Origin of the sequence: Glutamicibacter sp. 363, from assembly GCF_052379505.1 — a bacterium.
Lineage (GTDB): Bacteria > Actinomycetota > Actinomycetes > Actinomycetales > Micrococcaceae > Glutamicibacter.
This window is the reverse complement of sequence record NZ_JBQSYR010000015.1, coordinates 52,803-72,327: the sequence shown is the minus strand read 5'-3', so window position 1 is coordinate 72,327 and position 19,525 is coordinate 52,803. Positions and strand designations below refer to the sequence as shown.

Sequence of the window (19,525 nt, the reverse complement as noted above, 5' to 3'; positions counted from 1 at the left end):
GCGGACAGGCACCACGTCCGGACCGAATGATTTGCCGGGCTTCGTTGCGTTAAATAGTTATCCCCGGACATTCCTTGCGGATTGTCCGGGGATAACTTGACCGTTTTACCGGTGAAGATTCACAAGCTTAAGCTTAGGCTTCTTCGGTGGTAGCTTCGGTTGCCTTCTCGGTAGCCTGGGTGGCTTCCTTGACGACTGCCTGCTTTGGCGAAACCGGTTCCATTACCAGTTCGATAACAGCCATAGGGGCGTTGTCGCCCTTGCGGTTACCAATCTTGGTGATGCGGGTGTAGCCACCCTGGCGATCGGCCATAGCAGGTGCGATGTTCGCGAACAGCTCGTGAACGATCGACTTGTTGGTGCGCGAGCGCGAAGCGATAACCGACTGGACGCGACGACGCGAGGCCAGATCTCCACGCTTTGCGAAGGTGATCAGGCGCTCTGCGTGGGGACGCAGACGCTTGGCGCGGGTCAGGGTGGTGGTGATCTTCTTGTTCTCGAAGAGCTGTGCGGACATGTTAGCGAAGATCAATCGCTCATGTGCTGCACTGCCGCCGAGACGCGGACCCTTAGTAGGGGTAGGCATGGTAGTTCTCCTAGATGAATGACCGAGTCCGCCGGTATGTGACCGGCAGGTCGGGTGAAGTAGTGTGTCGCGAGACTAAGGTCTTTACAGGCCTTCGTCGTAGACGTCGTCGCCATCTTCGATGGCACTACGAGCGGCAAGGTCGAACCCTGGAGGGGAATCCTTCAGTGCTAGACCCAGTTCAACAAGCTTGGCCTTGACTTCGTCAATGGACTTCGCACCGAAGTTACGGATGTCCATCAGGTCGGCCTCGGAGCGAGTTACGAGTTCACCCACGGAGTGGATGCCCTCACGCTTCAAGCAGTTGTACGAGCGAACGGTCAGTTCCAGATCCTCGATCGGCAGCGCCATGTCTGCAGCCAAAGCTGCATCCGTTGGCGATGGGCCGATTTCGATACCTTCGGCTGCGGTGTTCAGTTCGCGGAACAAACCGAACAGCTCAACCAGCGTGGTACCTGCGGATGCAACAGCATCGCGCGGGGTGATCGACGGCTTTGCTTCAACGTCAACGATCAAGCGATCGAAGTCGGTGCGCTGCTCAACACGGGTAGCTTCCACGCGGAAGGTCACCTTCAGCACCGGCGAGTAGATCGAATCAACTGGGATTCGACCGATCTCGGTGTCGGCACTCTTGTTCTGAGCAGCTGACACATAGCCACGGCCACGCTCGATGGTCAGTTCCAAATCGAACTTGCCATTGGCGTTCAAGGTAGCGATGTGCAGCTCAGGGTTGTGGAACTCTACACCCGCTGGTGGGGTGATATCCGCTGCGGTGACGACGCCTGGGCCCTGCTTGCGCAGGTAGGCGACGACCGGCTCGTCGTGCTCGGAAGAGACCGACAGGTTCTTGATGTTAAGAACCAGTTCGGTGACGTCTTCCTTGACACCGGCTACGGTAGAGAACTCGTGCAATACACCGTCGAGTCGAACACTGGTGACAGCTGCACCAGGGATCGAGGACAACAGGGTACGGCGGAGTGAGTTGCCTAGGGTGTAACCAAAGCCTGGCTCCAACGGTTCAATGATGAACCGGGAGCGATTCTCGGAAACTACTTCTTCGGTCAGGGTTGGGCGCTGCGTAATGAGCACTTACATTTCCTTTCAGCGAGCGTCCGCTATATGACGCCTCACGGGGGTGGAAACGACGGTAGCCTGTTGGCCGTTCGTCTGTTGCAGGCATGAGAGTCCAAGAACGTCACCGACCCATTCGTCAAGAATGGCTCGGTGACTTCTTTAGGCTCAGCCTAGCGAATCAATTAGACGCGGCGACGCTTTGATGGGCGGCAACCGTTGTGGGCACTTGGGGAAACATCCTGGATGGATCCAACCTCAAGGCCAGCAGCCTGCAGCGAACGGATCGCGGTTTCGCGTCCCGAGCCCGGGCCCTTGACGAAAACGTCAACCTTGCGCATGCCGTGCTCCTGCGCGCGCTTAGCGGCAGATTCAGCGGCCATCTGAGCAGCGTATGGGGTCGACTTACGCGAGCCCTTCATGCCTACCTCGCCGGCCGAAGCCCACGAGATAACAGCACCGGACGGATCGGTAATCGATACGATGGTGTTGTTGAAGGTGCTCTTGATATGCGCCTGTCCCTGCGCGATATTCTTTTTGTCCTTGCGACGCGGCTTACGTACCGCTCCACGAGTCTTTGGGGGCATTTCTTCTCCTACGAAAAAAGTATTTGAACTAGACCGCTAAGATTTAGCGAGTCTTCTTCTTACCTGCGACGGTACGCTTCGGGCCCTTGCGGGTACGAGCGTTGGTCTTGGTGCGCTGACCGTGGACCGGCAGGCCCTTACGGTGACGAATACCTTCGTAGGATCCGATCTCGACCTTGCGGCGGATGTCAGCCTGAACCTCGCGGCGCAGGTCACCTTCTACCTTGTAAGTGCCTTCGACGAAGTCACGCAGCTGAACGAGGTCAGCGTCGCTGAGATCCTTAACGCGCGTGTCCGGGTTGGTCCCGGTCGCTGCGATGATCTCTTCTGCACGGGTCTTGCCCACGCCGTAGATGTAAGTCAGCGCGATAATTACGCGCTTTTCGCGTGGAATGTCCACGCCTGCTAAACGAGCCAAGTGGCTACCTTTCAACCAACGGAGGTCTGGAGCAGTACCGCCCAGGATATCTCCTGGCCCCGGCCTCCGAACCCGGGGGTGTGCATCGATACTTCGATGCGGTACTGCCTATATGACTACGCGTGGGAAATTCCGAAGAACGGAATTAGCCCTGACGCTGCTTGTGGCGTGGATTCTCGCAGATCACCATGACCACGCCATTACGACGGATCACCTTGCATTTATCGCAGATCGGCTTCACGCTAGGGTTAACCTTCAAGGCTTTGTCCTTTTGCGGTTGCAGTTATTGAGTGGAGCAGTGAATAAGCAGTTCGTCCCAGGGACATTCCTCAGACGGGCGTTCGAACGATCTCTCGTTCAACGTCCGTCAGGCTAATGTCTATGGACTGCAGATTTACTTGTAGCGGTAAACGATACGGCCTCGGTTGAGGTCGTATGGGCTCATTTCAACCTGCACTCGATCCTCTGGGAGGATACGAATGTAGTGCTGACGCATCTTACCCGAGATAGTGGCGAGCACCACGTGACCGTTTGGCAGCTCTACGCGAAACATCGCGTTCGGCAGCGCTTCGGATACGGAGCCCTCTACCTGGATGACGCCTTCCTTCTTGCCCATTTTCCCCGCTAACTTTTGTTGTTGACGATTTTCCATCAACAAGTAATTGGTTCTGGCTGTTTACGACCTCACCGAACCCTAAGAGTTTTAGGCTCAGTCAAATAGACAACCAAAAATTAAGAATACGCCATTGGCAGACTCTAGGACAAATCCAAGGACGCACTTAAACTGTTAGCTCCGGCACGCAGGGCGTGCCGGAGCCAGAACTTAAGGCTTGATCGGCGAGGGAGTCACGCCGAATGGCGCCAATCCCGCTTCGCCGCCATCATGTGCGGTGAGTACCCAGATGCCGCCCATGTGGATGGCTACGGTGTGCTCCCACTGCGAGGCGTTCGCCTTGTCATCGGTGACTACCGTCCAGTCATCTTCCAGCACCGAGGTCGCGATCTTGCCGCGCACCAGCATAGGTTCGATGGCCAGCGCCATGCCCGGCTTGATCCGCGATCCGCGGTGGCCGGTGTTGTAGTTCAGCACATCCGGGGCCATGTGCATGGCCGAGCCGATGCCGTGGCCGCAGTACTCCTCCAAGATGCCCAGCGGGGCGCCCGGCTGGGAGCTGACGAAGTCGTCGATCGCTTCGCCGATCTGCCCGATGTACCGCGCCTTGGAGAAGGCGGCGATGCCGGCCCACATGGCCTGCTCGGTGATCTCGCTCAAGCGCTGGTCCGCCGGGTCCACCTTGCCGATGAGCAGGGTGCGTGCGGAGTCCGAATGCCAGCCATCGATGATCGCGCCGCCATCGACCTTCAGCACGTCCCCGTCCTTCAGCTCGTACTCGCTGGGGAAGCCGTGGACGACCTCGTGGTTGACCGAGGCGCAGATGTTCGCCGGGAAACCGTGGTAGCCGAGGAAGTTGCTGGTGGCGCCGTGGCGTTCGAGCACCTTCGCGAAGGCCGCATCGACCTGCTTGGTGGTGACCCCCGGACGGGCGGTGGCGCTGGCCTCATCGAGTGCTTCGGCGAGCACCAGTCCGGCCTCGCGCATCATCAAAATCTGCGAATTGGTTTTGTACTCAATTCGTGGCTGACCTAGAGCCAATGTCATGCCCCTTAATTCTTTTGGGTCTCAGAACCCGAGTAAGCGTTTGGATATGTGTTGCTGAACCACGCAGGGACCGTGCCACGGCCCTCAGAGGCTGTTCGCGGCACGGTCCCTACGTGTAAGTGGAAATGCTTAGGCGGTAACGTTCAACGCCGAGAGCACACGCTCGGTGACCTCGTCGATGGCGCCAATGCCATCGACCTTGCGCACGATGCCGCGCTCTTCGTAGCGATCTACCACGATGCGGGTCTCTTCGTTGTACAGACCCAGGCGGTGGCGGATGACCTCTTCGGTGTCATCGGCGCGGCCTTCGATCTCAGCACGCTTGAGCAGGCGCGCTACCAGCTCTTCGTCATCGGCGGTCAGCTGCAGCACTGCATCGAGCTCGACGCCCTGAGCGGCAAGCATGGCATCCAGGGCATCAACCTGCGCGCTGGTGCGTGGGTAGCCATCGAGCAGGAAGCCGTTGGCGACATCTTCCTGGCCCAGTCGATCTTCAACCATGTTGTTGGTGACCGAGTCCGGCACGAAGTTGCCGGCGTCGATGTACTTCTTCGCCTCGACACCCAGTGGGGTGCCGCCCTTGACGTTGGCGCGGAAGATATCACCGGTGGAGATCGCGACGATTTCCAGACGCTCGGAAATCTTCACTGCTTGGGTGCCTTTGCCGGCACCCGGTGGACCAATAATTAACAGTCGACTCATCGCAGTAGCCCTTCATAGTTTCGTTGCTGCATTTGAGCATTGATTTGCTTGACGGTTTCCAGACCCACACCAACCATGATGAGGATCGAGGTGCCGCCAAATGGGAAGTTTTGGTCTGCGTTGAACAGCACGAAGGCGATCAGCGGGATCAACGCGACGAACGCCAGATACAGGGCGCCCGCGAAGGTGATTCGGGAAATCACGAACTGCAGATACTCGGCCGTTGGCTTGCCGGCGCGAATGCCCGGAATGAAGCCGCCGTACTTCTTCATATTGTCCGAGACTTCAATCGGGTTGAAGGTAATCGCTACATAGAAGTAGGTGAAGCCGATGATCAGCAGGGTGTAGACGAGCATGTACCACGGCGAAGAGGACGCCGAGTGCTCCTGCAGCCACATCGCCCATTCCGGCAGGGTACCGTCATCGTTCTGGTTGAACGAGACGATCATCTGCGGCAGGGCGAGGATCGAGCTGGCGAAGATCACCGGGATCACGTTCGCCATATTGACCTTCAGCGGAATGTAGGTGGAAGTTCCACCCACGGTGCGCCGCCCAATGGTGCGCTTGGCGTACTGCACCGGAACACGTCGCTGGGACTGCTCCACGAACACGACCAGCGCGATCACCAGGAAGCCGACGGCGATGACACCGATGAAGGTGCCCCAACCCTGGGACTGCGCGATGGCGCCCATGGCGGCCGGGAAGCCCGAAGCGATCGAGATGAAGATCAGGATGGACATGCCGTTGCCGATACCGCGTTCGGTGATCAATTCGCCCATCCACATGATCAGGCCGGTGCCTGCGGTCAGTGCGAAGATCATCAGCAGAATCACGATAATCGAGTCATCGGGAATCAGCGGCAGGGTGCAGCTCGGGAACAGTCCGCCGGTACGCGCCAGAGTGATCAGCGTGGTGCCCTGCAAGAGCGCCAACGCGATGGTCAGGTAGCGGGTGTACTGGGTCAGCTTGCCTTGGCCGGCTTGGCCTTCCTTGTGCAGTGCTTCGAAGTGCGGGATCACCACACGCAGTAGCTGCACAATAATGGCCGCCGTAATGTACGGCATGATACCCATGGCAAAGATCGAAACTTGCAACAGGGCGCCGCCGCTGAAGAGGTTTACGAACTGATAAAGACCACCGGTGGTTGAACCCAATGCCAGACACTGCTGAACGTTGCTGTAATCCACGCCCGGGGCCGGAATAAAAACGCCGACTCGATAGATCGCAATGATCCCGAGGGTGAAAAGCAGTTTGTTGCGCAGGTCAGGCGTCCGAAAAACTCGGGCTATGGCGCTGAACAAGCGTCCTCCTGAAGTATGTGCTTGAGTCTAGGTAAAGACTCTTGCTATGACCTAATGATTCTAGCCGTCTTATGTACTATCTCGCCAAATACGCCACACAGCTACAACCCCATTTTTTCGCAGTGGTTGCGGAAATACGGTGGTTTACTTGGGATTCTACAGCGTAATACTACGAGTAACGCGAGATAAGAAAATCCCCGGTGAGCTTGTCTAAACAAGCTCACCGGGGATTTAGCTATAGCGCAAACCCTGAATTAGAGGGTTTCTGCCTGGCCGCCAGCAGCAGCAATCTTTTCGGTTGCGGAAGCCGAGAAAGCGTTAACCTTCACGTCAACCTTGACCGTAAGGTCGCCGGTGCCCAGCACCTTGACAGGCTGGTTCTTACGAACAGCGCCCTTGGCAACGAGTGCCTCGACGGTAACTTCGCCGCCTTCTGGGAACAATTCCGAGATCTTGTCCAGGTTTACAACCTGGAACTCGACGCGGAATGGGTTCTTGAAGCCACGCAGCTTTGGCAGACGCATGTGCAGTGGAAGCTGTCCACCTGCGAAACCTGCCTTGATCTGGTAACGAGCCTTCGTACCCTTGGTACCACGGCCTGCAGTCTTACCCTTGGATGCCTCGCCACGACCCACGCGGGTCTTGGCGGTCTTGGCACCCTGAGCTGGACGCAGGTGGTGAACCTTAAGTGCTTTTTCTTCAGCCATCTTTACTTCGCCTCCTCAACCTTCAACAGGTGTGGAACCTTGTTGACCATACCTACGGTCACAGGGTCAGCGGAGCGGACAACGGTGTGTCCGATGCGCTTCAGACCCAGCGAGCGAACGATGTCGCGCTGAACCTGGCTACCACCAATGATGGACTTAATCTGGGTGATTTCCAGCGTGGCATCGCCTGGAACAATGTTCTTAGCCATTGATTAAGCACCTGCCTTCTGGGTCTGGATGTGACGCAACATTGCTGCTGGTGCAACCTCGTCCAGCGGAAGACCGCGGCGAGCTGCAACTGCTGCAGGCTCTTCGAGACCCTTCAGCGCTGCAATGGTGCCCTTCACGATGTTGATCTGGTTGCTTGAACCCATCGACTTCGAAAGGATGTCCTGGATACCAGCGCATTCCAATACCGCACGCACCGGACCGCCGGCGATAACGCCGGTACCCGGAGCAGCTGGACGGAGCAAGACGACGCCAGCGGCGGCCTCGCCCTTGACCAGGTGCGGGATGGTGCCGCCAACGCGTGGAACGCGGAAGAAGGACTTCTTGGCTTCTTCAACGCCCTTGGCGATAGCTGCTGGAACTTCCTTGGCCTTACCGTAGCCAACGCCAACCATTCCGTTGCCGTCGCCCACGACGACAAGTGCGGTGAAGCTAAAGCGACGACCACCCTTGACGACCTTGGATACGCGGTTGATAGCTACAACGCGCTCAAGGAACTTGTCCTTGTCGTCATTGCGGCTGTCCTTCGAATCGCGGCCTCGGCCACGACCCTCGCCACGGCCACGGCCTTCTCCACCACGGCCACGACCCTCGCCGCGAGCGGCGCCGGTCTTCTCCGTGGCAGGAGCTGCAGTAGTCGAGGCTGCTTCAGTAGCTTCAGACACCTGAGTTTCCTTCTTGTTAGTAGCTTCGCTCACAGTGCCAGCCCACCTTCACGTGCGCCGTCGGCAATGGCTGCCACGCGACCGTGGTAGCGGTTACCGCCGCGGTCGAAGACAACTGCTTCGATGCCTGCAGCCTTGGCGCGCTCTGCGACGAGCTCACCAACGCGCTTGGACTTTGCGGTCTTGTCGGCATCGCTTGCGCGAAGATCTGCTTCCATGGTCGAAGCGCTGGCCAGGGTCAGACCCTGTGAGTCGTCCACGATCTGTACGAACATGTGACGAGCCGAACGGTTGATGACCAAGCGTGGGCGTACCGAGGTACCAACGATGCGCTTGCGCACACGCAGGTGGCGACGACCGCGTGAAGCGGACCTGCTCTTGCCCTTGATTCCGATAGCCATAATTATTTACCAGCCTTTCCGACCTTGCGGCGGATGATCTCGCCAGCGTAGCGAATGCCCTTGCCCTTGTAAGGCTCGGTCTTGCGCAGCTTGCGGATGTTAGCGGCAACTTCACCGACGTGCTGCTTGTCAATACCAGCGATGGTGATTTTGTTGTTGCCCTCGACGGTAAAGGTGATGCCGTCAGGAGCCGTGACGCTAACTGGGTGCGAGTAGCCGAGAGCGAACTCCAGGCCGGCGCCCTTAGCGACAACACGGTAACCGGTACCGTGGATTTCCAGCTTCTTTTCGTATCCGTCGGTCACACCGATGATCAGGTTATTGATCAGGGTGCGGCTCAAGCCGTGCAACGAACGCGCATCGCGCGAATCGTTCGGGCGGGATACGGTAACGGTGTTCTCATCCTTGGCAACGGTGATAGGAGCCGAGATGGTGACCGAAAGCTCACCCTTCGGGCCCTTTGCGGTGACCTGCTGGCCATCCACATTCAGCTCAACGTTTGCCGGGACGGTGATCGGAAGACGTCCAATACGTGACATTGTATGTTTCTCCCTTCCCGTTACCAGACGTAGGCGAGGACTTCCCCACCTACGCCCTTCTTTGCAGCCTGACGGTCAGTAAGCAGACCGGAGGAGGTGGACAGGATTGCGATACCAAGACCACCGAGCACGTGAGGCAGGTTGGTGGACTTTGCGTATACACGCAAGCCTGGCTTGGAGATACGGCGTACGCCAGCGATTGAACGCTCACGCGATGGGCCGTACTTCAGGGTGATGGTCAGCGTCTTGCCGACTTCTGCTGCTTCTTCCTCGAAGGAGGCAATGTAGCCCTGATCCTTCAAGATGTTGGCAATGCGCACTTTGAGCTTGCTCGACGGCATCGACACGGAGTCGTGGTGTGCCGAGTTGGCGTTGCGCAGTCGAGTCAGCATATCTGCGACTGGATCTGTCATAGACATGTGGGCTTCAGCCCTTCCTCGTTACGGTTTCCGCTAGGGACCTGTAACGTAGCGAGTTTAGTTGTTGGTCTTGAACGGGAAGCCCAGAGCCTTGAGCAAGGCACGGCCTTCATCGTCAGTCTTGGCGGTGGTCACCACAGTGATGTCCATACCGCGCACGCGATCGATCTTGTCCTGGTTGATTTCGTGGAACATCGACTGTTCGGTCAGACCGAAAGTGTAGTTGCCATTGCCATCAAACTGGCGGTCGCTCAGACCGCGGAAGTCGCGGATACGAGGCAGTGCCAAGGTGATCAAGCGATCGACGAATTCCCACATGCGATCGTTACGCAAGGTGGTGTGGGTACCAATCGGCATGCCTTCGCGCAGCTTGAACTGTGCGATCGACTTGCGAGCCTTGGTGACCACTGGCTTCTGACCGGTAATTGCGGTCAGATCGCGCACGGCGCCTTCGATGAGCTTCGAGTCCTTAGCGGCCTCGCCGACACCCATGTTCACGACGACCTTGGTCAGGGTTGGTACCTGCATCGGGTTGACGTAGCTGAACTGCTCCTGCAATGCAGGGCGGATGTCTGCGGCGTACTTTGCCTTCAGACGTGGCTGGATCTTGGTGGCTGTCTCAGTCATTACAGATCCTTTCCGGAAGCCTTGGCGTAACGGACGCGCACAGTCTTGGACACACCGTTCTTCTCGACGGTTTCCTCGCGGAAACCAACGCGGGTTGGCTTCTTGGTCTCTGGGTCAACCACTGCAACGTTGGAAACGTGCACTGGAGCCTCGACAACCTCGATGCCACCGGACGTGGTTCCGTTTTCGGACTGTCCAGCCTTGGTGTGCTTGGTGACGCGGTTAACGCCCTCAACCAGAACGCGCGAAGTGGCGGTGATGACAGTCAGGACCTTGCCCTGCTTGCCACGCTCTTTGCCTGAGATGATCTGAACCAGATCACCCTTTTTGATCTTTGCACCCATGCTTACAGCACCTCCGGAGCCAACGAAACGATCTTCATGAACTTCTTGTCACGAAGTTCGCGACCCACTGGACCGAAAATACGGGTTCCGCGGGGCTCACCTTCGTTCTTCAAGATCACAGCAGCGTTCTCGTCGAACTTGATGTAGGAACCGTCTGCACGACGGATTTCCTTCTTGGTGCGAACAACGACAGCCTTGACGACGTCGCCCTTCTTCACGTTGCCGCCTGGAATTGCATCCTTGACGGTAGCGACAATAGTGTCGCCAATGCTTGCGTAGCGACGCTTCGAGCCACCGAGCACGTTGATGGTAAGGATTTCCTTAGCACCAGTGTTATCGGCAACTTTTAGTCGCGACTCTTTCTGAATCACTTCTTACTCCTGTCGTCTCGCTGGTTCTCTCTGGGAGCCTTGCGGAACGGATATGGTCTCCACGATACGATCGCTTACCCCCACCGGCGCGGGCGCACCGAATGCTGATCCCAATTTCTGGCAGGGCCGAGGCGTAAAATATCGAGGCTGTACTGCGCAACCCGACGGTGTCAGGCCGCACTGCATCGCACCGAAGGTGGATAGTCCTCGAATGAAATGCGCACAGAACCTTAAGTCTAGCCTAGATTCACGCCATTTAGAAATGGTGTGGTAATAGGAAAGCTAGCGTTCTTGGTCACACCCGCGGCCCGGATTGCTCCCGGCTTTACGGGCTTGCTGGCGGCTGCAGATGCAAAGTTGCGCTGAGCGCCAAATGATCCGAGCCGGGCAACCGAATGGATTTCGTCTCCGAGACCGTAAACCCACGAGAAATGATGTGATCAATCTCTATGACTGGACTCGGCAGTCGCGTGGCCGGCCAAGTCGCCGCAGGAACAAACCCCGAAGCTTCATCTAGCCCCTGCACCGCGCGGCGGTATTGCGGATGGCCGCGCGTGGCATTGAAGTCGCCCGCCAAAATCACCGGGTTTTCACCATGCGTTTCGATCCACTTCTCCACGCTGCCAAGCCCCTGCTCCCAGGTTTCCGCATTGCCCAATGGCGGATACACATGCACTGCGGCCAAGGGCACCTGCTGTCCCTGAACCTCGATCAGCACCGTGGGCATGCTGAACCACCCGGTCTCTTCGGTACTCAGCTCCGTCTCGGTCTGGGTCAACGGGAGTTTTGAAAAGATGACTGTGTCCCGGTTTCCATCTTCCGGCGCCGGAGCTGTCCGGTAGAGATATTCGGTCATGGCCCCGCGGGCCGCGAGCGATTCATGCAACGGCTCACTGGTCTCCACCAAAACAAGCACATCTGGATCTTCGCTGCTGATCTCTCGCGCCAGCTCGGCGGGATCTGCCTGGGCCTTATAGGTATTAAACGAAAATACCTTCAGCGCCGGTCCAGGTTCTGTGCCGGCCGGCGGATTGAACTGCAGGTAAGGCTGCAATCCGAAGATGAGCACCAAAAGCAGCACCGCTCCCGGAAGCAATTTGCGCCGCCAGCAGGCATAGACCAGCGCAGCAAATGGGATGAGCAGAAGCCACAGCGAGGCCGCCTGCACCTTGGGAAGCACTCCCCCGGCGAGCCACGGTACATGCGCGAGCCCCGCAATCAGCAGTGACATCAGCACGACTGGGATCCACAAGGTCTTTTTCCGTTTTTGCAGATCAATTGTAGGCATACCGGGAGCTTATCCTGTCGGGATGTTTAGCAGGAATCAGCCCCACGGCTCGCGGTATTTATTCCATGGCCCAGCCGGTAGCGTTGCACAACTCGCAGGGATTCTCGTGGCGGATCTGGCCGTTGGAGCCGCCGGTGGGGGCCAAACTTCTCCGGGTAGGACGAACGGTGAGTGTTGCGGCGATTAGTTGACTGCCATAACCCGCACTGCACGGATGCAGCGCTCCCCTGCGACGGTTGCCTAGGCGCGCTGCTCGTGGAGCACTCTGCGCTCCCGGACACAGCCGAGATGACCCTGGAATTTGTGCTGATGCCGATGGCCCAGGCCCATTGCTGTCGGCTGATCCGCCATTTTGACCACCGACGGCTGTACCGTTGTGGTCATGTCTTGGGTTGAGGTCGCAAACGACGTATTCGTGAAATCTTTTGGCGCAGATAGCGTCAACATTGCCGCGATCCTCGGGCCTAGCGGCACGACCGTCGTTGACACCGGCGGTTCACCCAGTGAAGCCAGGGCAATAGTCGATGAGCTGAGGCAACGCTTCGGCAAACCAATCGTGGGCGCGATCAATACCCACGCGCACTACGATCATTGCTTTGGTAATTCCGTATTTGCCCAATTGGGCGTTCCGATTATCGGCCACCAGCGGATCCCTGCCCACTTCGATTCCTTTGAAGCACCACGTTTGAAGGCATGGCGCAAGGATCCCAGCCGAGAAACAGACAAAGCATGGGACCAGGTCGCCTTGGTGCACCCGTCCGTGCTTGTGGAACAAGCGGCGACGCTGACCGCTGGTGGACGCGAGATTGCCTGTTTGCCCGTATCGCGTGGACACACGGACACAGATCTTGCGGTCTTCGTTCCCGACGCCCGAGTATGGATGCTTGGGGATGTGATCGAAGAATCCGGGCCTCCCATGTTCGGTTCGGGAAGCTGGCCGCTTGACTGGCCCGAATCCTTGCGCACGCTGCTGACTGGAATCGGGCCAGCGGATGTGATCGTTCCGGGGCACGGGCGGACCGTGGATCTCCAATTTGCCAACACGCAGGCCTCAGAACTCCACGCTGTGGCTCATGCGGTTCGAAGCGCATGGAACGCCGGGCGCAGCATTGATGAAGCACTAGCCGCGGCCGAATTGCCTTGGCCCCGCTGGATGCTGCACTCCGCATTTGAACGAGGATTCTCCGAACTATCCGCACAAGGGTGAAGTCGATGCACAAGCACGCGGACCAAGCGCAGCTCAGGCCTGCTGCTCCGCCGCCCACCGGGCTACGCGCTCCTTGCTCTGCGCTTCGGAGAGATCCTCCACCCTGGACATCAGCGACCAGCGTACTCCAAAGGGATCGATGATCGAGGCAAAACGATCACCGGACACGAAGGTTGCCACCGGCTCGCGGATTGCGGCTCCCGCCGCCTCGGCCTTTGCCACTAGCTCATCGACGTTCGGGCAGTACAGGCCCATGGAGTAGCAGGCTTCGGGTTGCGCGGGTGGTGCAACGAGTCCGTAGTCGGGGCTCGGCTCTCCCAACTGCAGTTTACCGTTGCCAAAGTCCAGGTCTGCGTGGACCAGCACTCCCCCGATCTCGGTGGAGTCCACGACTCTGGCGTCAAAGACCTCACGGTAGAACTCCACGGCCCCAGCCGCATTCCGGATCGCCAAAAACGGAGTCAACGATGTGGATCCGCGAGGGATCCCTGCGACGGTGTGCTGCCCGGTCACACCCATTTTGTTTTCTTCTCGATATTCCATACCTTCACCCTAGGAGCTTGTGGCACGCTGGGACTTGTAGATTCGCGCCAATCGTGGAGGTGAACAGTCATGGACAGCTCGGCCGAACGTCGTGGCGTGCTCTACCCCGCGAAGTTGCCAGACTTCATGCGAGTGCCGGCTCCCGAAGAGTTGCGTGACCGCGTGGGCTGGTTCTGGCTGGCTCGCTGGGATATTGCCCCAGGCCGTTCCTCGCGCCAAGAATTGCTTCCGTTCCCCTGCATGAATGTGGATATTCAACGCCAGGGCGTGACGCTCTCCGGCGTTGCTTCCGGTGCCTCGCATCGTGATTTGAGCGGAACCGGCTGGGTCCTCGCGGCCATGCTCCTGCCCGCGTCCACCCCGGCCTTCGGCCTTGATCCGCGCAGCTTGCTCGGAGCCGAGATGCGCATCCCGGGACCGACACCGCACGAACCGATCTGCGCATTGCTGGCCGGCCCGGTGAACAGGGAAACCATCGAATCGGCGATCAGGCTCTTCGCGGCCTGGCTCGAAGCGAAGATCCCGCGTGCTTCGGTCCAAGGGCTTCTGGCGAATCGCATGCTTGAGCTGGCCGCCGGGCAGAGGGAAATGATCAATGTCCCCCAGCTGGCACAGGCCATGGGGATATCGGTGCGCAGCGTCCAGCGCCTGGCAAATGATTACGTGGGGCTCGCACCGTTGACCATCATCCGCCGATACCGTCTGCAAGAAGCCGCACAGCGGCTGCGTGAAAGCCCTGAAACAACGATCGCCCAGATTGCCGCCGAGTTGGAGTACGCGGACCATGCGCATCTGACCACCGATTTTCGCCAGGTACTCGGTTTCACCCCGAGCGCCTACCGCGCAAATTCGAAAGCAGCAGACACGGTCTTTCGCGAGCCTAGTCAAACAGCGCGGCCACCGCACTGATTTCGACGAGTGCGCCCTGCACGCCCAAGCCTGCGACGAGGCTCGCGGTCACCAGCGGCGGATTCGCGGAGCTCAGTTCGCCGGCGATAGCCCCGTAGGCGCGGGATACGTCGACGCCCTCGGCGAGTTGGACGTTCCAGGAGATCACATCGGCCAGATCCGCGCCGACGGCGTTCAGAGCGATGCGTGCGTTGTGCAACGCCCGAGCGGCCTGTACCGCCACGTCCTCGGCACCGATGAGCGTCCCGCGCTCGTCGACCGAGTTTTGCCCGCCCACGTAAACCATTCGCGCCCCTGGCGGCACCACCGCCACGTGGCTGAATGCGGGCGAGTGGACAAGGCCCGCGGGCCGGATGAATTTGATAGAAGCCATGCCCTATGCTGACAGCGCTGCGCCGCTACTTCAAGAGCTCTGGTTTTACCGTTCTCCCGTTATGTTGTTGACAACTCATTAACACCGAGGAACATAGGAGCCGTCGTCCGACCAATCTCGGCATGGTGCCTTGCCCCCTGCTTATCCAATAGTCCGGGGGTGTTGCCGCCGAGATTGGGATGGCAGCTGACTGGGAACGCCTGCTGAACAGTTCTTACGAAGTTCGGTGAAACCGTTTACGCGGGAGCCGGATGGATAATGCCGGTAGCGGTATCAGCGACAAAGTTGTTGTGCCACGAATCATCACCAGCATCGAGTGAACAACGCACCTCAGCCGATCCGCGCTCGATGTCAGCGGATGTGAGGGTATAGGTCGGTGTGAAAAAGTTGATGGCCTTCCCCGGAGGCACGACTGCTTCAGGGAACTGCTGGTTGAGATCCCCATCAAAGTTCCCATTCAGCGCAACTTTGAGCGAAGTCTTTCCTTCATTGGAAAAACGTCCCGTAAAAGCGAGGAAATCGCCGGCCCGGAGACCCTGCTTTGGCGCCCCGTAGTTGGCTTCCTGCGCTTCGCGCGTACCTAGGATCTGGTCACCGCCAGCGTATCCCTGCCCAACTTCTTTCCATGCATGATGCCCCCATTCACCGGCATTGGCGGATATGACATGGAATTCACCGACATTGACCCACTTTTCTGGTTGCCCGGGAGTTATAGAACGCAGCACCATGTTGAATGGGCCCGTTTCTAGATCCGTTTACGTGTCGGCGGCCCGACGAAGTGCGCTTTCGCTGAGCGCGGCCGATTCCAGTCGCGCAAAAACAATATTTGTGTACCCATTGTCCTCCAGTAGAACTCCGAGTGCCCCATCTGCCAGACGCGTTCCCGTGGAGTACGCAGAACTTCCGGGACATATTGAGGCGACCGGTTGCCATTGAGTGCCTGCATCAAATGACACGCTCAGAACGGTGTTGCGGCGAAGTGAGCTATCGCGGTTATTCGTGGCCAACAAGATAGGTCTCGGCTTGTCATTCTCGATAGAAAATATGCTGCCGTTGTCACCAGGATCCGGCAGTGAAGGGGCCGGAATTAGCGGCCCGTAGCTGTGTCCACCATCGCTGGATACGGCTTGGACCCGATGACCTGGTGCGCGTGAGTTCAGCAAGACTCGACCATCCGAAAGCTCGACTACCTTATTCTCATTGGCCTCCTCCGCCGTAGACTCGCCAAGCGTCCAAGTCTCCCCGTGATCATCGGAATAGGCCGAGGCGGCTTTGATGACGCCGTTTTCAAGCAGCACCATCTGCTGCACCAATCGGCCGGCAAAGCGACCTTGGGTCAGTTGAATGCCAGCACCGGCGGCAGCAAAAATCCCAGTGATCCCCGGGCGTTTGAGCTGTTCTGTGATCCTGCGGTATCGCCAGCTCAATCCGTCATCATCCGAATAGGCGAGATCCACATGTTGCACCGCATCCTCGGGCTCGATGCCTTCAACGGACTCAAAGAAGCCAGCATGAGTGCCCGCAGCGTGGAAACAGAATATACGTGAGGTCTGCTGATCTACTATCAGGCTGGGGTCGCCAAAGCCTTGCAGGCCGGTGCCGGTACGGATATTCAGCTGTGCGCCCCACGAAAGGCCATGGTCCGTACTTCGCCGAAGTAGCAGATCGATAGTGTTTGGCAGATCGTCAAGATTTGGGCGGCCATCGTAGGCTGCGAGTACGGTTCCAGCGGTCGTGACGGCCAGAGCCGGGATGCGGTACTGGCGGTGTCCGTTGACGCCACGAGTTGCCAATATCTGCGAAGAAAAGTTTGGTGATCGATCTGACATGTTCCATGTCTACCGCGGCGGGGAGCATGTATCAACTCCTCATTGATGTCATTACGCACTGATCAGCACCGTAGTCCCCTACCAGCCGGTCTGCCGCGAACATCGATATGGGCCCCAGTACGTGAATGCGGAATCTTCGCACCAAGCTGCAGTCCGTTATAACGCACTCTGCTGCAGTCGCAACCCGGGGGCACAAAAAACGCCCCGGGCCGCTTGCGCAGTGCTCCGGGGCGTTTTCAGTTATTCACGTAATCCGTGAAATCACCGAGAAAGCTTACTTAGCCTTCTCAACGATCTCAACGAGACGCCAGTTCTTGTCTGCTGACAATGGGCGAGTCTCTGCGATTACAACCAAGTCGCCAATGCCGGCTTCGTTGTTCTCGTCGTGAGCCTTCACGTTCTTGTTGCGACGCATGACCTTGCCGTAAAGGGCGTGCTTAACACGGTCCTCAACGTCAACGACGATGGTCTTCTGCATCTTGTCGGAAACCACGTAACCACGGAGGGTCTTGCGGTCGTTGCGCTCTACAGCTGCGTCCACGACGTTATCCTTCTCGCTCATTACTTGGTTTCCTTGCCCTTCTTGGTCTCTTCAACCGGGACAACAACTTCCTTACGAAGACCCAGCTCGCGCTCACGCATTACGGTGTAGATGCGTGCGATGTCGCGCTTGATAGCCTTCAGGTTGCCGTGGGTTTCAAGCTGGCCGGTAGCCGACTGGAAACGCAGGTTGAACAGTTCTGCCTTGGCCTTCTTCAATTCCTCGTTCAAACGAGTATTATCGAAGCCGTCCAGGGAGTCGACGCTTAGATCCTTAGAACCAATAGTCATCCCTATTCACCACCCTCACGACGCACGATGCGTGCCTTCAATGGCAGCTTGTGGATTGCGAGACGCAATGCTTCCTTAGCTACCTCTTCTGAAACGCCATCAAGTTCGAACAAGATGCGTCCTGGCTTTACGTTTGCAACCCACCACTCCGGGGAACCCTTACCGGAACCCATGCGGGTTTCGGCTGGCTTCTTGGTCAGTGGACGGTCTGGGTAAATGTTGATCCAGACCTTACCGCCACGCTTGATGTGACGGGTCATCGCGATACGAGCTGCCTCGATCTGACGGTTCGTCACGTAAGCAGGAGTAAGAGCCTGAATGCCGTATTCACCGAAAGCAACAGTGGTTCCGCCCTTGGCAGCGCCGGAGCGCTTCGGGTGGTGCTGCTTACGGAACTTCACTCGACGTGGGATAAGCATTTAAGCCTGTCCTCCTTCCGCAGCCGGAGCTGCAGCGCCCTTACGCTCTGGACGACGACGACGCTCTCCACCACGTGGACGATCGTTGCCACCGCCGCGGCCACCGCGAGCCGGAGCTGCTGCGGCCTGCTGTGCAGCAAGTTCCTTGGCGGTTACGTCGCCCTTGTAGATCCAGACCTTCACGCCGATACGGCCGAAGGTGGTCTTGGCTTCGAACTTGCCGAAGTCGATGTTCGCACGCAGGGTGTGCAGCGGCACACGACCTTCGCGGTAGAACTCCTTGCGGGACATTTCTGCACCGCCAAGACGACCGGAGCACTGAACGCGGATGCCCTTGGCACCAGCGCGCATTGCCGACTGCATTGCCTTCTTCATCGCGCGGCGGAAAGCCACACGCGAAGCAAGCTGCTCGGCGATGCCCTGGGCGACCAACTGGGCCTCCATGTCAGGGTTCTTGACCTCGAGGATGTTCAGCTGAACCTGCTTAGCCGTCATCTTCTCCAGTGCGCCACGGATGCGATCTGCTTCGGCGCCGCGGCGGCCGATCACGATGCCCGGACGTGCGGTGTGGATATCCACACGAACACGGTCACGAGTGCGCTCGATCTCGACGCGGGCGATGCCTGCACGATCCATTCCGGTGGACAGCAATGCGCGGATCTTTACGTCTTCTTTTACGTAATCTGCGTAGCGCTGTCCTGGCTTGCTGCTATCGGCGAACCAGTGCGAAACGTGGTCAGTGGTGATGCCGAGACGGAAACCGTTCGGGTTTACCTTCTGTCCCATTTAGTTCTCCCCACCCTTCTCCGGGGTTGAAACAACCACGGTGACGTGGCTGGTGCGCTTCTTGATCTGGAATGCGCGACCCTGAGCTCGCGGCTGGAACCGCTTCATGGTCGGACCTTCGTCAACAAACGCTTCGCTGATGATCAGCTCGTCCTCATTGAATGCTTCACCTGCACGGTCTGCAGCGGCACGGGCGTTAGCCACTGCCGATGCAACAACCTTGTACACTGGCTCCGAAGCTGCCTGTGGGGCAAACTTCAGGATAGCCAGCGCTTCGTTGGTCTGTAGACCACGAACAAGGTTGACGACGCGCCGGGCCTTCATAGGCGTCACGCGAATATGGCGCGCAATTGCCTTGGCTTCCATTGCTTTCCTTCTCTCGTCTCTCGAAGAGGGGTAAGCATCTCTAGATCCCTAACGGGACCTAGCGACGCTTGCCCTTCTTGTCGTCCTTTACGTGGCCACGGAACGTGCGGGTGGCTGCAAACTCTCCGAGCTTGTGGCCAACCATTGATTCGGTGACAAACACTGGAATGTGCTTACGACCGTCGTGCACGGCGATGGTGTGTCCCAGCATGTCCGGGATAATCATCGAACGGCGGGACCACGTCTTGATGACGTTCTTGGTGCCCTTTTCGTTTTCAGCTTCGACCTTAAGGAAGAGGTGCTGATCGACGAAGGGGCCTTTCTTCAGGCTGCGTGGCATGTTTCCAG

General features: G+C 58.3%; 30 protein-coding genes and 1 pseudogene. 2 read left to right on the top strand and 29 right to left on the bottom strand.

From position 1 onward, the window contains the following. Positions 1–139 precede the first annotated feature (139 nt). The 19 genes and pseudogenes from rplQ to ACT3UA_RS10775 all read right to left on the bottom strand — a co-directional run. Positions 140–586: pseudogene (gene rplQ, locus ACT3UA_RS10865) on the bottom strand (50S ribosomal protein L17); the annotation flags it as partial. Between the two features lie 84 nt (positions 587–670). Next, entirely contained in the window at positions 671–1,675 is a 1,005-nt protein-coding gene (locus ACT3UA_RS10860) for a DNA-directed RNA polymerase subunit alpha (RefSeq protein ID WP_096283635.1), read from the bottom strand. 167 nt (positions 1,676–1,842) lie between these two features. Then, on the bottom strand, positions 1,843–2,244 hold the full coding sequence (gene rpsK, locus ACT3UA_RS10855) for a 30S ribosomal protein S11 (RefSeq protein ID WP_096283637.1): 402 nt from the start codon (positions 2,242–2,244) through the stop codon (positions 1,843–1,845). Between the two features lie 43 nt (positions 2,245–2,287). Further along, a complete protein-coding gene (gene rpsM / locus ACT3UA_RS10850; protein ID WP_096283639.1) occupies positions 2,288–2,662 on the bottom strand; it encodes a 30S ribosomal protein S13 in 375 nt (124 codons plus the stop codon). Between the two features lie 145 nt (positions 2,663–2,807). Next, on the bottom strand, positions 2,808–2,921 hold the full coding sequence (gene rpmJ, locus ACT3UA_RS10845) for a 50S ribosomal protein L36 (RefSeq protein WP_013349661.1): 114 nt from the start codon (positions 2,919–2,921) through the stop codon (positions 2,808–2,810). 135 nt (positions 2,922–3,056) lie between these two features. After that, positions 3,057–3,278 (bottom strand): translation initiation factor IF-1, encoded by a 222-nt coding sequence (infA, locus tag ACT3UA_RS10840; protein ID WP_096256877.1) that lies wholly within the window; start codon positions 3,276–3,278, stop codon positions 3,057–3,059. 207 nt (positions 3,279–3,485) lie between these two features. Next, positions 3,486–4,316 (bottom strand): type I methionyl aminopeptidase, encoded by an 831-nt coding sequence (map, locus tag ACT3UA_RS10835; protein WP_096283778.1) that lies wholly within the window; start codon positions 4,314–4,316, stop codon positions 3,486–3,488. Between the two features lie 135 nt (positions 4,317–4,451). Beyond that, positions 4,452–5,024, bottom strand: a complete 573-nt coding sequence (locus ACT3UA_RS10830; protein ID WP_096283641.1) for an adenylate kinase — start codon at positions 5,022–5,024, stop codon at positions 4,452–4,454. Continuing rightward, complete coding sequence (gene secY, locus ACT3UA_RS10825; RefSeq protein WP_096283643.1) at positions 5,021–6,325, bottom strand: preprotein translocase subunit SecY; 1,305 nt, start codon at positions 6,323–6,325, stop codon at positions 5,021–5,023. Before secY ends, ACT3UA_RS10830 begins: the two co-directional genes overlap by 4 nt. A 254-nt stretch (positions 6,326–6,579) precedes the next feature. Next, entirely contained in the window at positions 6,580–7,032 is a 453-nt protein-coding gene (gene rplO / locus ACT3UA_RS10820; RefSeq protein WP_096283645.1) for a 50S ribosomal protein L15, read from the bottom strand. A 2-nt stretch (positions 7,033–7,034) separates the two neighbouring features. Further along, positions 7,035–7,241, bottom strand: a complete 207-nt coding sequence (gene rpmD / locus ACT3UA_RS10815) for a 50S ribosomal protein L30 (RefSeq protein WP_096283647.1) — start codon at positions 7,239–7,241, stop codon at positions 7,035–7,037. Positions 7,242–7,244: 3 nt separating this feature from the next. Further along, a complete protein-coding gene (gene rpsE, locus ACT3UA_RS10810) occupies positions 7,245–7,925 on the bottom strand; it encodes a 30S ribosomal protein S5 (protein ID WP_176484079.1) in 681 nt (226 codons plus the stop codon). 29 nt (positions 7,926–7,954) lie between these two features. Further along, complete coding sequence (gene rplR / locus ACT3UA_RS10805; protein ID WP_096283652.1) at positions 7,955–8,326, bottom strand: 50S ribosomal protein L18; 372 nt, start codon at positions 8,324–8,326, stop codon at positions 7,955–7,957. A gap of 2 nt (positions 8,327–8,328) precedes the next feature. Continuing rightward, positions 8,329–8,865, bottom strand: a complete 537-nt coding sequence (gene rplF / locus ACT3UA_RS10800; protein ID WP_096283654.1) for a 50S ribosomal protein L6 — start codon at positions 8,863–8,865, stop codon at positions 8,329–8,331. Positions 8,866–8,885: 20 nt separating this feature from the next. After that, entirely contained in the window at positions 8,886–9,284 is a 399-nt protein-coding gene (rpsH, locus tag ACT3UA_RS10795) for a 30S ribosomal protein S8 (RefSeq protein WP_096283656.1), read from the bottom strand. Between the two features lie 57 nt (positions 9,285–9,341). Beyond that, on the bottom strand, positions 9,342–9,911 hold the full coding sequence (gene rplE, locus ACT3UA_RS10790) for a 50S ribosomal protein L5 (RefSeq protein ID WP_096283658.1): 570 nt from the start codon (positions 9,909–9,911) through the stop codon (positions 9,342–9,344). Continuing rightward, entirely contained in the window at positions 9,911–10,255 is a 345-nt protein-coding gene (rplX, locus tag ACT3UA_RS10785) for a 50S ribosomal protein L24 (protein WP_096256888.1), read from the bottom strand. The genes rplE and rplX overlap by 1 nt, the downstream gene beginning before the upstream one ends. Positions 10,256–10,257: 2 nt before the next feature. Further along, a complete protein-coding gene (gene rplN, locus ACT3UA_RS10780) occupies positions 10,258–10,626 on the bottom strand; it encodes a 50S ribosomal protein L14 (RefSeq protein ID WP_096283660.1) in 369 nt (122 codons plus the stop codon). Between the two features lie 325 nt (positions 10,627–10,951). Further along, the gene (locus tag ACT3UA_RS10775; protein ID WP_096283662.1) at positions 10,952–11,914 is read right to left on the bottom strand and encodes an endonuclease/exonuclease/phosphatase family protein; all 963 of its coding nucleotides are present in this window, start codon (positions 11,912–11,914) and stop codon (positions 10,952–10,954) included. A 382-nt stretch (positions 11,915–12,296) separates the two neighbouring features. Here ACT3UA_RS10775 and ACT3UA_RS10770 point away from each other — a divergent pair, with 382 nt between their 5' ends. Beyond that, positions 12,297–13,121, top strand: a complete 825-nt coding sequence (locus tag ACT3UA_RS10770; protein WP_096283664.1) for an MBL fold metallo-hydrolase — start codon at positions 12,297–12,299, stop codon at positions 13,119–13,121. A gap of 33 nt (positions 13,122–13,154) precedes the next feature. Here the strand turns inward: ACT3UA_RS10770 and ACT3UA_RS10765 are convergent, their stop codons facing one another. Further along, complete coding sequence (locus tag ACT3UA_RS10765; protein WP_096283666.1) at positions 13,155–13,664, bottom strand: VOC family protein; 510 nt, start codon at positions 13,662–13,664, stop codon at positions 13,155–13,157. Positions 13,665–13,733: 69 nt separating this feature from the next. On the opposite strand from ACT3UA_RS10765, the gene ACT3UA_RS10760 reads away from it, so the two are divergent. Beyond that, a complete protein-coding gene (locus tag ACT3UA_RS10760) occupies positions 13,734–14,573 on the top strand; it encodes a helix-turn-helix transcriptional regulator (RefSeq protein WP_096283668.1) in 840 nt (279 codons plus the stop codon). On the opposite strand, the gene ACT3UA_RS10755 is transcribed toward ACT3UA_RS10760, so the two are convergent. The 9 genes from ACT3UA_RS10755 to rpsS form a co-directional block, all read right to left on the bottom strand. Further along, a complete protein-coding gene (locus tag ACT3UA_RS10755) occupies positions 14,545–14,946 on the bottom strand; it encodes a RidA family protein (protein WP_096283670.1) in 402 nt (133 codons plus the stop codon). The two genes, ACT3UA_RS10760 and ACT3UA_RS10755, sit on opposite strands and share 29 nt — an antisense overlap. A gap of 236 nt (positions 14,947–15,182) precedes the next feature. Further along, entirely contained in the window at positions 15,183–15,674 is a 492-nt protein-coding gene (locus ACT3UA_RS10750) for a hypothetical protein (RefSeq protein WP_096283672.1), read from the bottom strand. Positions 15,675–15,701: 27 nt separating this feature from the next. Further along, positions 15,702–16,775, bottom strand: coding sequence for a sialidase family protein (locus tag ACT3UA_RS10745; RefSeq protein WP_096283674.1), 1,074 nt, complete (start codon positions 16,773–16,775; stop codon positions 15,702–15,704). 274 nt (positions 16,776–17,049) lie between these two features. Continuing rightward, the gene (gene rpsQ, locus ACT3UA_RS10740; RefSeq protein WP_096256894.1) at positions 17,050–17,337 is read right to left on the bottom strand and encodes a 30S ribosomal protein S17; all 288 of its coding nucleotides are present in this window, start codon (positions 17,335–17,337) and stop codon (positions 17,050–17,052) included. Next, on the bottom strand, positions 17,337–17,606 hold the full coding sequence (rpmC, locus tag ACT3UA_RS10735; RefSeq protein WP_096283676.1) for a 50S ribosomal protein L29: 270 nt from the start codon (positions 17,604–17,606) through the stop codon (positions 17,337–17,339). Before rpmC ends, rpsQ begins: the two co-directional genes overlap by 1 nt. Positions 17,607–17,608: 2 nt before the next feature. Then, positions 17,609–18,025 (bottom strand): 50S ribosomal protein L16, encoded by a 417-nt coding sequence (gene rplP / locus ACT3UA_RS10730; protein WP_096283678.1) that lies wholly within the window; start codon positions 18,023–18,025, stop codon positions 17,609–17,611. Continuing rightward, positions 18,026–18,811, bottom strand: a complete 786-nt coding sequence (gene rpsC / locus ACT3UA_RS10725; protein WP_096283680.1) for a 30S ribosomal protein S3 — start codon at positions 18,809–18,811, stop codon at positions 18,026–18,028. Then, entirely contained in the window at positions 18,812–19,177 is a 366-nt protein-coding gene (gene rplV / locus ACT3UA_RS10720) for a 50S ribosomal protein L22 (protein WP_096256898.1), read from the bottom strand. A 58-nt stretch (positions 19,178–19,235) separates the two neighbouring features. Then, on the bottom strand, positions 19,236–19,517 hold the full coding sequence (gene rpsS / locus ACT3UA_RS10715; protein WP_096283683.1) for a 30S ribosomal protein S19: 282 nt from the start codon (positions 19,515–19,517) through the stop codon (positions 19,236–19,238). Positions 19,518–19,525: the final 8 nt, after the last annotated feature.

Bases quoted from the DNA above. Each gene is read 5' to 3' on its own strand.
- rpsK (WP_096283637.1), bottom strand. From the start codon at position 2,244: ATGCCCCCAAAGACTCGTGGAGCGGTACGTAAGCCGCGTCGCAAGGAC.
- infA (WP_096256877.1), bottom strand. From the start codon at position 3,278: ATGGGCAAGAAGGAAGGCGTCATCCAGGTAGAGGGCTCCGTATCCGAA.
- ACT3UA_RS10830 (WP_096283641.1), bottom strand. From the start codon at position 5,024: ATGAGTCGACTGTTAATTATTGGTCCACCGGGTGCCGGCAAAGGCACC.
- rplO (WP_096283645.1), bottom strand. From the start codon at position 7,032: ATGGCTGAAGAAAAAGCACTTAAGGTTCACCACCTGCGTCCAGCTCAG.
- rpmD (WP_096283647.1), bottom strand. From the start codon at position 7,241: ATGGCTAAGAACATTGTTCCAGGCGATGCCACGCTGGAAATCACCCAG.
- rplR (WP_096283652.1), bottom strand. From the start codon at position 8,326: ATGGCTATCGGAATCAAGGGCAAGAGCAGGTCCGCTTCACGCGGTCGT.
- rplF (WP_096283654.1), bottom strand. From the start codon at position 8,865: ATGTCACGTATTGGACGTCTTCCGATCACCGTCCCGGCAAACGTTGAG.
- rpsH (WP_096283656.1), bottom strand. From the start codon at position 9,284: ATGTCTATGACAGATCCAGTCGCAGATATGCTGACTCGACTGCGCAAC.
- rplE (WP_096283658.1), bottom strand. From the start codon at position 9,911: ATGACTGAGACAGCCACCAAGATCCAGCCACGTCTGAAGGCAAAGTAC.
- rplX (WP_096256888.1), bottom strand. From the start codon at position 10,255: ATGGGTGCAAAGATCAAAAAGGGTGATCTGGTTCAGATCATCTCAGGC.
- ACT3UA_RS10775 (WP_096283662.1), bottom strand. From the start codon at position 11,914: ATGCCTACAATTGATCTGCAAAAACGGAAAAAGACCTTGTGGATCCCA.
- ACT3UA_RS10770 (WP_096283664.1), top strand. From the start codon at position 12,297: ATGTCTTGGGTTGAGGTCGCAAACGACGTATTCGTGAAATCTTTTGGC.
- ACT3UA_RS10765 (WP_096283666.1), bottom strand. From the start codon at position 13,664: ATGGAATATCGAGAAGAAAACAAAATGGGTGTGACCGGGCAGCACACC.
- ACT3UA_RS10760 (WP_096283668.1), top strand. From the start codon at position 13,734: ATGGACAGCTCGGCCGAACGTCGTGGCGTGCTCTACCCCGCGAAGTTG.
- ACT3UA_RS10755 (WP_096283670.1), bottom strand. From the start codon at position 14,946: ATGGCTTCTATCAAATTCATCCGGCCCGCGGGCCTTGTCCACTCGCCC.
- ACT3UA_RS10750 (WP_096283672.1), bottom strand. From the start codon at position 15,674: ATGGTGCTGCGTTCTATAACTCCCGGGCAACCAGAAAAGTGGGTCAAT.
- ACT3UA_RS10745 (WP_096283674.1), bottom strand. From the start codon at position 16,775: ATGTCAGATCGATCACCAAACTTTTCTTCGCAGATATTGGCAACTCGT.
- rpsQ (WP_096256894.1), bottom strand. From the start codon at position 17,337: ATGAGCGAGAAGGATAACGTCGTGGACGCAGCTGTAGAGCGCAACGAC.
- rpmC (WP_096283676.1), bottom strand. From the start codon at position 17,606: ATGACTATTGGTTCTAAGGATCTAAGCGTCGACTCCCTGGACGGCTTC.
- rplP (WP_096283678.1), bottom strand. From the start codon at position 18,025: ATGCTTATCCCACGTCGAGTGAAGTTCCGTAAGCAGCACCACCCGAAG.
- rpsC (WP_096283680.1), bottom strand. From the start codon at position 18,811: ATGGGACAGAAGGTAAACCCGAACGGTTTCCGTCTCGGCATCACCACT.
- rplV (WP_096256898.1), bottom strand. From the start codon at position 19,177: ATGGAAGCCAAGGCAATTGCGCGCCATATTCGCGTGACGCCTATGAAG.
- rpsS (WP_096283683.1), bottom strand. From the start codon at position 19,517: ATGCCACGCAGCCTGAAGAAAGGCCCCTTCGTCGATCAGCACCTCTTC.